This is a genomic window from Psychrobacter luti (genome assembly GCF_014192115.1).
Classification (GTDB): Bacteria; Pseudomonadota; Gammaproteobacteria; order Pseudomonadales; family Moraxellaceae; genus Psychrobacter; species Psychrobacter luti.
In genome coordinates, this window is record NZ_JACHXL010000003.1 from 335,525 (window position 1) to 347,966 (window position 12,442).

General features: G+C 44.3%; 11 protein-coding genes. 4 read left to right on the forward strand and 7 right to left on the reverse strand.

Annotation, left to right across the window (positions count from 1 at the left end):
- Nucleotides 1–2: 2 nt before the first annotated feature.
- Nucleotides 3–2,621, reverse strand: a complete 2,619-nt coding sequence (gene lon / locus FHS24_RS08345) for an endopeptidase La (RefSeq protein ID WP_221185039.1) — start codon at nucleotides 2,619–2,621, stop codon at nucleotides 3–5.
- Between the two features lie 331 nt (nucleotides 2,622–2,952).
- Here lon and FHS24_RS08350 point away from each other — a divergent pair, with 331 nt between their 5' ends.
- Nucleotides 2,953–4,314 (forward strand): Na+/H+ antiporter family protein, encoded by a 1,362-nt coding sequence (locus FHS24_RS08350; protein ID WP_183620604.1) that lies wholly within the window; start codon nucleotides 2,953–2,955, stop codon nucleotides 4,312–4,314.
- A gap of 104 nt (nucleotides 4,315–4,418) precedes the next feature.
- Here the strand turns inward: FHS24_RS08350 and FHS24_RS08355 are convergent, their stop codons facing one another.
- Entirely contained in the window at nucleotides 4,419–4,652 is a 234-nt protein-coding gene (locus tag FHS24_RS08355) for a hypothetical protein (protein WP_183620606.1), read from the reverse strand.
- Nucleotides 4,649–5,371: a 5-formyltetrahydrofolate cyclo-ligase gene (locus FHS24_RS08360; RefSeq protein WP_183620609.1), complete on the reverse strand. Its 723-nt coding sequence runs from the start codon at nucleotides 5,369–5,371 to the stop codon at nucleotides 4,649–4,651. Before FHS24_RS08360 ends, FHS24_RS08355 begins: the two co-directional genes overlap by 4 nt.
- Nucleotides 5,372–5,511: 140 nt before the next feature.
- Between FHS24_RS08360 and fumC the strand changes: the two genes are divergently transcribed.
- Both fumC and FHS24_RS08370 read left to right on the forward strand, forming a co-directional pair.
- Nucleotides 5,512–6,915, forward strand: a complete 1,404-nt coding sequence (gene fumC, locus FHS24_RS08365; RefSeq protein ID WP_183620611.1) for a class II fumarate hydratase — start codon at nucleotides 5,512–5,514, stop codon at nucleotides 6,913–6,915.
- A 379-nt stretch (nucleotides 6,916–7,294) separates the two neighbouring features.
- A complete protein-coding gene (locus FHS24_RS08370) occupies nucleotides 7,295–7,726 on the forward strand; it encodes an ACP-like domain-containing protein (RefSeq protein ID WP_183620613.1) in 432 nt (143 codons plus the stop codon).
- Between the two features lie 88 nt (nucleotides 7,727–7,814).
- On the opposite strand, the gene FHS24_RS08375 is transcribed toward FHS24_RS08370, so the two are convergent.
- The 4 genes from FHS24_RS08375 to FHS24_RS08390 all read right to left on the reverse strand — a co-directional run bounded on the left by FHS24_RS08375 (nucleotide 7,815) and on the right by FHS24_RS08390 (nucleotide 11,374).
- The gene (locus FHS24_RS08375) at nucleotides 7,815–8,627 is read right to left on the reverse strand and encodes a MipA/OmpV family protein (RefSeq protein ID WP_183620615.1); all 813 of its coding nucleotides are present in this window, start codon (nucleotides 8,625–8,627) and stop codon (nucleotides 7,815–7,817) included.
- 76 nt (nucleotides 8,628–8,703) lie between these two features.
- Nucleotides 8,704–9,711, reverse strand: a complete 1,008-nt coding sequence (locus FHS24_RS08380; protein ID WP_183620616.1) for a rhomboid family intramembrane serine protease — start codon at nucleotides 9,709–9,711, stop codon at nucleotides 8,704–8,706.
- A gap of 116 nt (nucleotides 9,712–9,827) precedes the next feature.
- Complete coding sequence (locus FHS24_RS08385) at nucleotides 9,828–11,015, reverse strand: alpha-hydroxy acid oxidase (RefSeq protein ID WP_183620618.1); 1,188 nt, start codon at nucleotides 11,013–11,015, stop codon at nucleotides 9,828–9,830.
- An 80-nt stretch (nucleotides 11,016–11,095) separates the two neighbouring features.
- On the reverse strand, nucleotides 11,096–11,374 hold the full coding sequence (locus tag FHS24_RS08390) for a glutaredoxin family protein (RefSeq protein ID WP_227671754.1): 279 nt from the start codon (nucleotides 11,372–11,374) through the stop codon (nucleotides 11,096–11,098).
- A gap of 324 nt (nucleotides 11,375–11,698) precedes the next feature.
- Here FHS24_RS08390 and mtgA point away from each other — a divergent pair, with 324 nt between their 5' ends.
- Nucleotides 11,699–12,385, forward strand: a complete 687-nt coding sequence (mtgA, locus tag FHS24_RS08395; protein ID WP_183620620.1) for a monofunctional biosynthetic peptidoglycan transglycosylase — start codon at nucleotides 11,699–11,701, stop codon at nucleotides 12,383–12,385.
- Nucleotides 12,386–12,442: the final 57 nt, after the last annotated feature.

A 12,442-nucleotide genomic window follows, 5' to 3' on the forward strand; every position in this document is an offset into this window, starting at 1 on the left:
AATTAATTGTGTAATGCTTTACCTGAGGTTTTATCAACCGTCACTTTAGTAGGCTTAAGCGGCACTGGCATACTGACCAAGGCAACTTTTAATATCTCATCAATCGTTGCCACTGGCTGAATAGTCAGACCGGCTTTGACGTTATCAGGGATATCGGCCAAGTCACGCTCGTTGGTCGCTGGAATCAACACATGCTTGATACCACCGCGATGCGCAGCAAGTAACTTCTCTTTTAGACCACCGATGCGCAGGATTTTACCGCGCAAGGTAATCTCGCCTGTCATCGCAATATCTGGACGAATGGCAATGCCAGTTAAGGCCGAGACCAGCGCTGTGGTTAGCGCACCACCAGCAGATGGACCATCTTTCGGGGTTGCGCCTTCTGGCATATGTACGTGGACGTCAGTGGTTTTAAAGGTCTCGTAATCAATGCCTAAGCTATCACCACGAGCACGTACCACGCTCATGGCAGCGCGAATCGACTCTTTCATCACATCGCCGAGTGAACCGGTAAAGCTCAGCTCGCCTTTACCTTTCATCGCCACGGCTTCGATGGTTAATAGCTCGCCACCGACTTGTGTCCAAGCAAGCCCCGTAATACGACCAATCTCAGGCTCTTCTTCCGCCAGACCATAGTCATACTGATGCACACCTAGATAGTCATCGATATTCTTGTCATCGACCACGATTAGCTGACGTTCTGCTTTTTTCGGAGCACGTGCGCCATGACTTTCGACCGAACCACGAACCACTTTACGGCAGATTTTATTGACTTCACGCTCAAGGTTACGCACACCGGCTTCACGCGTATAGCTACGTACGATGCTATGTAATGCCGCTTCAACAATCTCAATTTCGCCTTCTTTGAGACCATTATTTTTAATCGCTTTTGGCACAAGATACTTCTGCGCAATATTGACCTTTTCTTCTTCGGTATAACCCGGTAGACGAATGACTTCCATGCGGTCAAGCAGGGCAGGCGGGATATCCATGCTGTTGGCAGTACAGATAAACATCACTTGCGATAAATCTAAGTCCATATCGAGATAATGGTCGTTAAAGGTATCGTTCTGTGATGGATCTAGCACTTCAAGCAAGGCTGACGCTGGATCGCCACGGAAGTCTTGCGCCATCTTATCGATTTCATCTAATAAGAACAGCGGGTTTTTAACTTCGACTTTCGCCAATGACTGCACAATTTTACCCGGCATCGCACCGATATAAGTACGGCGATGACCACGGATTTCCGCTTCATCACGGACGCCGCCAAGCGCCATACGCACAAATTTACGACCGGTTGCACGCGCAATCGATTCACCCAACGAGGTTTTACCAACACCAGGAGGACCGACTAAGCAAAGAATCGGACCGCGCAGTTTTTTCACGCGTGATTGTACAGCGAGATATTCTAAAATGCGGTCTTTTACATCTTGCAAGCCGTAATGGTCTTCGTCTAAGACGGTTTTGGCTTTATCTAAATTAATCGAAACTTTGGTCGTCGCATTCCACGGCGTGTCCAAAATCCACTCAATATAGTTGCGTACCACTGACGATTCACTCGATGCAGGTGGCATCATTTTGAGTTTTTTCAGCTCTTGCTCGGCTTTTTTGCGGACATCTTCTGGCAAGTTAGCATCTTCTAGACGCTGCTCAAGCTCAGCCACATCGTCTTCACCATCGAACGCACCGTCATTCATATCTGACAGCTCATTTTTGATGGCTTTCATCTTCTCGTTTAAGAAGTACTCGCGCTGATTGTCTTCCATTTGCTGACGAACCGCATCTTGGATATCTTGCTCGATATTCTGCTCAGCGCTTTGCTTCACTAAGTACTCAGTCAAGGTGTTGATGTGGGTTTTGATATCGTCTTCTTCTAGAAACGACTGCTTAATATCCAAATCCATCGACACGCGGGTTGAGATGAAATAGACCAATTCAAGCAAATCATCGATGCGTTTTGCCACGCGAGTTAGCTCACGCGCATTACGCAAACGTGCGTCGGCATAGCCTTCAAACAACGTGGTTAAGGCTTGAATGGTGTTTTTCTGTTGGCTCTCATCCATACTGACATCGAGGTCAACACGGTCAAAGCTTGCCATCAATAGCTCGTCATGATTTTCAATGTTATTAACGCGCGCGCGGTATTGACCTTCAATTAGCACTTTGATGCAATTCTCATCGCTATCATGCGGCATGGTGCTGACAATGCGGCACACAGTTCCGTATTGATACAAGTTATCTTGATCAATATCTTCGGTCAGTGAGTCTTTTTGCGCCACCACCAATACTTTATTACCATATTCGGCTTGTGCCAATTCAACAGCTTTCACCGATGGCGCACGGCCGACAAATAAGGCAATTTGCATATGCGGATAAACAACCACATCGCGCAACGCTAGTAGCGGTAAATAGTTTTCTTCAGCGTCTTTAGCTTTAATGCCTTCAGAATCGCTGCCTTTACTCTCATTGTCTTCGACAGTTTCGTTTTTAACCGTTTCAGACGCCGACTCGTTTTCCAACATATCATCAGATGAGGTATTTAGAGCATTATCATCAGAAACGTTAGATGAAACGTCGACATCGATGTCGATATTGTCTTGGGCAATTTTATGTTCACTCATATATTCTTCCTCGTTCACCAGACTTGTAAAGTCAAGTTAGTGGTTCATGTTTAGATAAATGGTGCTGCTAAATGAAATTGCAAGGCTATATGACCAACCGCAAGGAGAATATTGCGCCTTTATTTGCATTGTCGCTGATATCCGCTAGGTTTTGCGCGTGGGCTTTATGGCTAAAATCAGGTAAAATGACGCGCGTCTTAACCGCTCCGTTCAAATAGCAACTATATGGATTAAAGTGTGAGTTAAAACGCTAGGGCGAAATAAATAGGTCGGCAATATGACAATAGCGTGTCAATAGCGGGCCAAAAAACATAGGGTAAGGGGCGAGAATATGACCATCAATGCGGTGCTACTAGCGGTAGTCATCATGCTAGGGCTGTCTTTGGCGCGGGTACACGTGGTACTCAGTTTATTAATCGGGGCGCTGGCAGGTGGGTTGATTGCTGGTCTTGGCATGACTGATACCTTAAATGCTTTTCAAGAAGGTATCCGTAATGGCGCGCAAATCGCGCTGTCTTATGCCTTATTGGGTGCTTTTGCGGTAGCGATTGCGCATTCGGGCTTGCCGCAGTCTTTGGCAGGAGCGGTCATCAAGCGCATTGATGCCGGTGGCACTAGTGGCATGATTAAATACATGCTGTTTGCCGGTCTGGTTACCATGAGCTGCTTTAGCCAAAACTTAATCCCGATTCATATCGCCTTTATTCCGCTGCTTGTACCGCCTTTATTGCTTGCCTTTAACCGCATGCAAATCGATAGACGCCTAATTGCCTGTCTGATTACTTTTGGTCTTGTGACCACTTATATGTTTATTCCTTATGGCTTTGGCGATATTTATCTCAATCAAATCATGCTTAAAAACGTCGGTGAAGCGGGTATTGATGTATCGAATATTTCGGTCACCAAAGCCATGGCGATTCCAGCACTTGGCATGCTCGTTGGTTTGCTAGTGGCAGTATTTATCAGCTATCGTAAGCCGCGTCAGTATCAGCAGCTAGCAATCGATAAACAAGCGCGCGATGCGGTAGTAGAAAATGATTCTTTAAGCAAAACCGCCGCCGATGCACAAACGCAAAGCAAGATGAAAACCATCGTCGCACTGATTGCTATTGTCACCGCCTTTGTTGTACAGCTCTATACCGACTCACTATTACTCGGTTCAATGTTTGGTTTTGGTGTCTTTATGGCAACGGGCGTGGTCAAATGGCGTGATGCCGATACGGTCTTTAATGACGGTATTAAATTGATGGCGATGATTGGCTTTATTATGATTACCGCGCAAGGTTTTGCCGAAGTCATGAAAGCAACCGAACAAATTCAACCATTGGTTGATGGTGCTGCGTCTTTATTTGCAGGTAATAAAGCGATGGCCGCATTTATTATGCTATTAATAGGTTTAATCGTAACAATGGGTATTGGTTCGTCATTTTCGACCATTCCTATTTTGGCGGCAATTTATGTGCCGCTATGTATCTCTTTAGGTTTTTCGCCTTTGGCAACCGTTGCAATTATCGGTACAGCTGGCGCGCTTGGTGATGCCGGTTCGCCAGCGTCAGATTCAACGCTTGGACCAACCTCTGGTCTAAACGTCGATGGGCAGCATGACCATATCAAAGACAGTGTGGTGCCGACCTTTATCCATTACAATATTCCGTTATTGGTGTTTGGTTGGATTGCGGCGATGGTGCTTTAAGTAATAATCCAAACTCTGATAATAGACATGAAAAAGGCGAGTGATTTTATAATCATTCGCCTTTTTGGTTTTTTGTCATAGAGTCATGTATGCCTTTCTCAATACTATTCATCAAAATCGGTAATCTCAAGATTCAAGCCATTCAAAAACTCATCACTCTGCGCCATCAGCTCATTTAAGCGGCGTTCATTGATAACTCTTGCCAGCTCATCAGCGCTAAAAGTCTGCTCTTGACTATAATATAGCAGCTCATAATCCGCTTTTTCTAACTCTTGCAAATGTTGTTCGACATTCTCTGCACTAGAGTTAGTATCTAGAGATTTCTTATTATCATTCATCGAAACCACCTCAACCCACTTGGTGTAATCAAACCATCTAATGGCACATCCCATAGTTGACGTTCTAATTGCTCAAGGACTTGAAAGTCGTAACACCAACCGATCTTCAGCGGTTTTTTAGAGCCAGACTGATGGCTTTTACCAAGGGTCGTATCATAAAAGCCACCACCCATGCCCATGCGGTTGCCTTTTTTATCGACCGCGACCAATGGACAGATAATCACATCTAACTCGCGCGCCCAAAGCAGTCGGCGATGATGGTTTTGTTTCATACCTAAGCTATGAATGCGCGTCGGTATATTAAGTAGTTTCGACTGATAAATAGGCACAAAGCGCAGCCGTTTATCATCGTTGCCATTTCTAGTACGTCCGAGCGAACCAACCACAGGCAGATAAGGTAAATAGCCTAAGCGTTGACACCAGTCCAACAGTAGCTGAGTGGGCAGCTCGCCAAAGCCATCATAATATAAGCCGATACGGGCGAGCGGTGGTAAGCGCTGTTGCAATTTAACCAAATGCAAACTTGCCATACGTGCGTATTGTCTGCGCTCGCCATCCGTGAGCTTACGGCGCTGACGGGTAAATTGCCGTCTGGGTGGATTGGCCAAGCTATCAGCGACTTTAACCTCTTTTTTAGAGTGAGCGTCATGAGTAGATAACTCAGGTAATGAGTCAGATAACGAAGTAGCAGATTGTTGTTGGCTGGTGCTTTTAGACATCAGTTAGCCTCACGGACTTGGAGAAATTTATGATAAGTCATGCTATCATAACGGCACTTTAAAACGTATTTTCCTTTATGTGCAGCGTGTGTTGCACTTTTTCGAAGCAGCTATACAACAAACCATCAAAGAGGGTAGTTATGTCGACACAGAATCAGGCAACTCGTACCGAAAAAGATACCATGGGCAACGTGGAAGTCCCAGCTGATGCTTATTGGGGTGCGCAAACTCAGCGTAGCCGTGAAAACTTTAAAATCGGTGGCGAGACTTTGCCACGTCCGATGATTGAAGCAATGGCATTAGTAAAAAAAGCCGCTGCGATTACCAATGCAAGCCTTGAGCGTATCGAAGGCGATAAGCGCGATTTAATCGTGCAAGCTGCTGACGAAGTCATCAACGGCGGTCTAACCGATCAGTTCCCATTGGTTGTATGGCAGACTGGTTCTGGTACGCAGTCAAACATGAACATGAACGAAGTATTGGCCAACCGTGCTAATGAGATTGCTGGTAATGAGCGCGGTAGCTATACGCCGATTCATCCAAATGACCATGTCAACCATGCACAATCTACCAACGACAGCTTCCCAACCGCGATTCGTGTTGCTGCTGCTCGTGAAATCAATAGCTTATTGATTCCAGCGGTAAAAGCGCTACGTGATACGCTAGCTGCTAAAGCCAAAGAATTCGATAGCATTGTTAAAATTGGTCGTACGCATTTGCAAGACGCGACTCCTTTGACTTTAGGTCAAGAGTTTAGCGGCTATGTGAGCCAGCTTGATCATTCATTGGTGCGTATCGATAATGCGTTACAAGGTCTATATGAATTGCCATTAGGCGGTACCGCAGTTGGTACTGGTCTAAATGCGCATCCTGACTATGCAGTAACTGCTGCTGAGCAATTAGCGACATTGACTGGCTTGCCGTTTGTGACCTCACCGAACAAGTTTGAAGCACTAGCGGCTCGTGATGCCGAAGTGTTTGCTTCAGGCGCATTAAAAACGCTAGCCGGTAGCTTGAATAAAATCGCTAATGATGTACGTTGGTTGGCATCAGGTCCTCGTTGTGGTCTAGGCGAATTGACGATTCCTGAAAATGAGCCAGGCTCTTCTATCATGCCGGGTAAAGTTAACCCAACTCAGTCAGAAGCGATGACCATGGTTGTTGCGCAAGTCATGGGTAATGATGTGACTATCAGCATGGCTGGCGCATCAGGTAACTTTGAGCTCAACGTCTATAAGCCAGTAATTGCCTTTAACCTATTGCAATCTATCAAGCTACTTGGTGATGCGTGCAATAGCTTTAACGAAAACTGTGCCGTTGGTATTGAGCCAGTAAAAGACAAAATCGATGACTTCTTGCATAACTCATTAATGCTAGTGACCGCATTGAACCGTCATGTTGGTTATGAAAACGCAGCAAAAATCGCTAAGACTGCTTATAAAGAAAACAAAACGTTGAAGCAAGTTGCAGTTGAGCTAGAGCTATTAACTGAAGCTCAGTTTGATGAGTGGGTTATTCCTGCTGATATGGTAAACCCTAAGTAAGCTATCTAATAGTTTCTTAGAATAGTAAAAAGACCTTGTCATCCTTTATAAATGGATGTGGCAAGGTCTTTTTGATTTAACAATACTATTTTTATTTAGAGTCAGGGCTAACCACTTAACCATTACATAAGAACACTTTGATAAAGCAGCAACATTCTATTGATATTTTAATGCCAATCTATTACAATATTTGTTATGTTATAACATAACTATACAATAATAAAACTTTAAACTAACAGCGAGTAAATAACTATGGTTTTATTATATCCCTACATTCCAAGTGCTCAGATTAAAAGTATTTAAAAATAGCATTTGGTTATTTGGGTGGAGATTCTTTCATCTATCATATTGTTGTAATTTCCTAAGTAAGGTGCTTTTTATGAAAAAATTAACGACTGTATTATCGTCATCGGCTATCTTAGCGGCCACATTAGCTTCAGGTTCAGCACTGGCTTATTCAGAACAAGTTATGGATGCTGCAACCAGCCATGATACTGCAGTTAAAGTTAGACAAGTGAACTACAGCTGCCAAAATAATAACAAGGTAAGCGTGACTTATGGCTTCAATAAGCAGAACTTGCCCACTTATGCTAGTGCTAACTTAAACGGTAAAGATAGATTTTTGCCTATTAACTTAGGGCGTTCGGACGATGTTGATACCGTGTTTGGCGATGAAGATAATTACAGTATTATGAGTAGTGCGCTAAGTCTGGGTAACTACCATAAATCTAGCGTTAATATTCAAGATGCCAGCAGCAAAATCGTTTATAAAGGTTGTGATGTTAAATCTATCAAAAAGCTTAAAGGCTAATTTTTAGCAGGCTGATAAATTTAGAGAATGTAAAAGACCTTGTCACGTAATGTGACAAGGTCTTTTTTATCTTATATATTGCGCTCAATTAGAACTTATAAAGCAACCCAAGCGTCGTCGTTGCATCTGTACGCGAGTCAACCATCGGGCTATCGTATTGCTCATTTGGTAGATAGCTCAAACTCTGATTGGCAAATCCTGCCCAGCGCTCATTAAAGTCATAGTTGGCGCTGATATTGATATACGGATTCAAGCTCGAGTTAGAAGTATAAGCCGCAACGCCTGTCTTCGTTGATTCCTCAGCACTGACACCATAGTAGTATTCATTATAGTCGGCATCATGATACTCAAAGCCAATGCTTGGATAGACCGTCAGCTTGTCTTTAGTGATTTTGGCAAGATAGGTCAAGCGCGCCGTATTGCCACCACTATTATCTAAAACGTCAGTCGCGACTTGCAGGCGGAAACCGCCAACAGGCGTACGACGCAGATACGATAGACCGGCAGCGGCTGATGCTTTACGCTTATCCAGACCTTGCAGCGCGCCAGTCGCATCGTCAGGGTCGAACTCACTGCCATCTAGCTGCGCGTAAGCGGCCAGCTGATTGGTGCCATCATTGATGATATAAGCGCCAGCCTGCGCACCGCGTGCATAGATTCTGTTGTTATCATAAAACACACCCGGCAATACTTTTATCTCAGTACTATCTTCCAAGTCATAGGCCGATTTTACTGCCATGACGTTGACGCCGACGCTTAAAATTGCATCTTTGTCAGTCGGTAAGTTGTTCTTAAATAGTGCGGCATTAGAGATGCTGGCGACACTAAATAGGGCAGTAGCGGTCAATGCGCTAAGGACAGTGCGCGTCAATGGTTGCGATAGCGCTGATGATTTAAACATGATTTGCTCTCATAGGTGGGTGGGATAAATGGTAAAAACAGAGTCGATGAATAGAATAATAAATAAGTCTGGTGTTTTACTCAATGGCTGCTAGCACCAGTAATATTTGCTGATGAATATCTTGCCACCACCATATAAAGCCAATACTGATCAGCAGCATGACCAGCCACGGTAACACTTGCCAAATAAGCGTCGATTTGGTCGCTGTTTGTTGTTCATCAAGTTTACTGTGATTAAGGCTTGCGTGATTGGCATGACTATTTACAGGTAAGTTTACAGCAGAGTCATGATTAAAACTGCTGTTATTATCAAAATTGCCATCATTGTCAAAGCGAGGATTGTCATTCTCGAAGCGAGAAGTGTCGGCAGAAAAGTCAGTATCGCGGTTTACTGGAGAGTTGATATACGTCGTTTGATAAATATCTCCATCTCGGCTAGGTACAATCTGTAGCGTAGCAGCCAGCCGCTGACGGTAAGCAAGCGCAAACGCCAATGCAATCACCAATCCCGTTACTGCGCCGCCAATATGACCGGCATTATCAATCCCTGGTACCGCAAAGCCATACACCAAGTTGATGCCCATAATAATGATCAGGCTTTTAAGATTCAGCACCATGCCATTGACTGATATTTTAAACAGCGCAGCTATCAATAGCGCAGCACCGATACCCATGATGCCGCCAGACGCGCCAGCCGATATACCCGGTTGTCCAGTGCCATCTAAGATACCTTGCCACGTAATATGGTTGTTCAGTAGGTTGCCACCGATAGCTGCAAGTAAAAATAAAGCCAAAAACTTCGCTGAGCCAAACATCGGCTCGGCGATTTGCCCAAAGAAATACATGGCAAAACCATTAAACAATAAATGCATCAGACCGATATGCAAAAAGGCACTACTTGCCAAGCGCCATGGTTCACTGTCCATGGTATAAGGCAAGGCATTGGCGCCCCATTTCAGCAATTCTTCAGTCGATGGATTATTGGCATCGACGCCGCTCAGCACCTGTATGATAAATAGCCCAATAAAGCTGATTAATAACAAAGTGGTGACGGGCGCGGTTTTTAATAATTGTTGAATGGTCATAAAATCTAATTATCAATAAAAATTATCAGTACAGTATAAAGGCTTGGGTTAGGGCGTGTCACCCATAAGTGGGTTATGAATATTTAATAAAGGCTACCTTTTTAATAAGAACCAGTTTAATAAGAATTAACTTTAAGATTCTCATAAGTGCCTTTGACCAAAATATCATTCGTCACTTGATTGATATCGGTATGACCACAAAACGCCATACTGATATCACACTCGTTATAAATAAGCTCTAGCGCACGGCGCACGCCGTCTTCACCGTAAGCACCAAGCCCATATAAAAACGCGCGACCAATCATCGTACCAGTAGCGCCTACAGCGAGTGCTTTGAGCACATCTTGACCGGAGCGAATACCACTATCAAGCCAAATCTCAATATTGCTATTTTCCGCTCGTACCGCTTGCACGATATCAGCGAGCGCGGCAATAGAGGACAGCGCCCCATCAAGCTGACGGCCGCCATGGTTTGAGACGACTAGCGCATCGGCACCGCTACGGGCCGCCATGATGGCATCTTCAGGTTCCATTATGCCTTTTATAATAAGCTTACCGCCCCACATATCTTTAATACGTGCGACATCGTCCCAGCTCAGCGCAGGGTCAAACTGTTCAGCCGTCCATGCTGATAGCGATGATATATCTTCAACGTTTTTGGCGTGGCCGACGATATTGCCAAAGCTATGCCGTTTGGTGCCGAGCATATTCATGCACCATTGCGGCTTGGTCATGAGATTCAATATGTTGCCAAGGGTAGGTTTTGGCGGCGCTGATAGACCGTTTTTGATATCTTTATGGCGCTGTCCGAGGACTTGTAAATCCGCGGTTAAGATAAGCGCAGAACAATTGGCAGCCTTAGCACGGCGAATCAAGTTTGCCATGAATTCTTGGTCGCGCATCACATACAGCTGAAACCAAAATGGCGCACTGGTGTTTTCTGCCACATCTTCGATAGAGCAGATACTCATGGTCGAAAGCGAGAAGGGCACGCCAAACTTTTCCGCTGCCCGTGCGGCGTGAATCTCACCATCCGCCCACATCATGCCAGTAAAGCCAGTAGGCGCGATAGCAACGGGCATTTTGACTTTTGAGCCCAGCATGTCAGTGGTAAGCGAGCGCCCTTCCATATTGACCAATACCCGCTGGCGCAATTTAATACGGTCAAAGTCAGTTTCATTATTGCGATAAGTGGTCTCAGTCCATGAGCCTGAATCGACATAATCATAAAACATGCGCGGTACTTTACGCTCGGCAACCCGGCGCAAATCTTCGATTTCCGTTATTTTCTTTAAATCTTTCATAGGTTTCTCATTATTATGATTATTTTATAATGGCGTTCTTATATTGGCTGTTTTATAAAGACTGCTTTATAAAATTCGTTTTATGACGCTACTAATAGTTGCTGCAAATCTAGCACTGAAAACGGATAATTCAAGCGTTTTGATGGCGTTAATATCACAGGAATCGTGGTGGCAAATTCCATCATGAGTGATTCATCAAAATCGGCAATATCAACATTCTGATAGCTTATGGGCTGCACTGTTTGAAACTGGCTTAGCAACTGTTCCGCGATGTCACAAAGATGGCAGCCAGATGTGCCGAGTAGCCACCATTTATCCTGATTTTCAGCGGTACCAAGGTTGGGATTGGCGGCAATCATACGTGCTCGTAGCATTGGTACGATGCTATTATTATAATCATCATTATCCATATTCACGCTCTTGTTCTTATGTCCGTTTATCACATTTGTCGCCAAGTGCTTATCTTAAGTCTTTTAAGAAAAAGTATTCATATCACTTGGTATTATTTACATGATAAAGAAATGGGGTAAATAATGACAGCGATTGTGAGATTAGGTAAGATGACCTGCTATTTATCATTGCGCATTATTAGCATCTTATTGATAGCTTGCCGTTTATAGCGCGCCATTTATAGACAGCCGCTTTTTATATGACTATTTTTTAACCACTCGGATATCGCACGCATGACAAGTTTTGGCAAATTTATCAAACGCTTATTATTGGCATTCATGTTGTTAGTCGTGGCATTCCATATATTGGTCGCGGGGCTCCTGTTGATTTGGAAAACCCAGCCGATTAATAACAGTATGTTTATGCTGACCCATCGTTTAACGGGCGGTACCGTCACCCAGACATGGGCTGAGTATGACGCCATTGCCAAATCTGCCAAACAAGCAGCGATTGTCAGTGAGGATTCGACGTTTAGCCAGCATAATGGTTTTGATATGAAAGGCATTAAGGCGGCACAGAAAAAGAACGAAGAGACTGGCAAAATGTCAGCGGGTGGCTCAACGATCACCCAGCAATTGGCCAAAAACTTATTTTTGACTTCGCATCGCTCTTATACCCGTAAAGCTGAGGAAGCGATTATCACGGTGATGATAGAAACCTTGTGGGATAAGCAGCGCATTTTGACCGCCTATCTAAATGTGGCAGAGTTTGGCAATGGCATTTATGGTATCGATGCCGCCGCCCATCATTATTTTGATAAGTCAGCTGCCAATCTAAACCGTGACGAATCTGCTTTACTAATTGCCATGCTGACCAATCCAAAATACTATGAAAGTCATCAAAGTGACAAACGCTTGCGTAACAAACAACGCATTATTAAAAAACGTATGAAAAATGCCGTTTTGCCACAATCGGCTTAACTTGCTCGCTCAAACTGGAAGTTGAACTTATCAGTTACTATAGCTGTTTAAATGGTT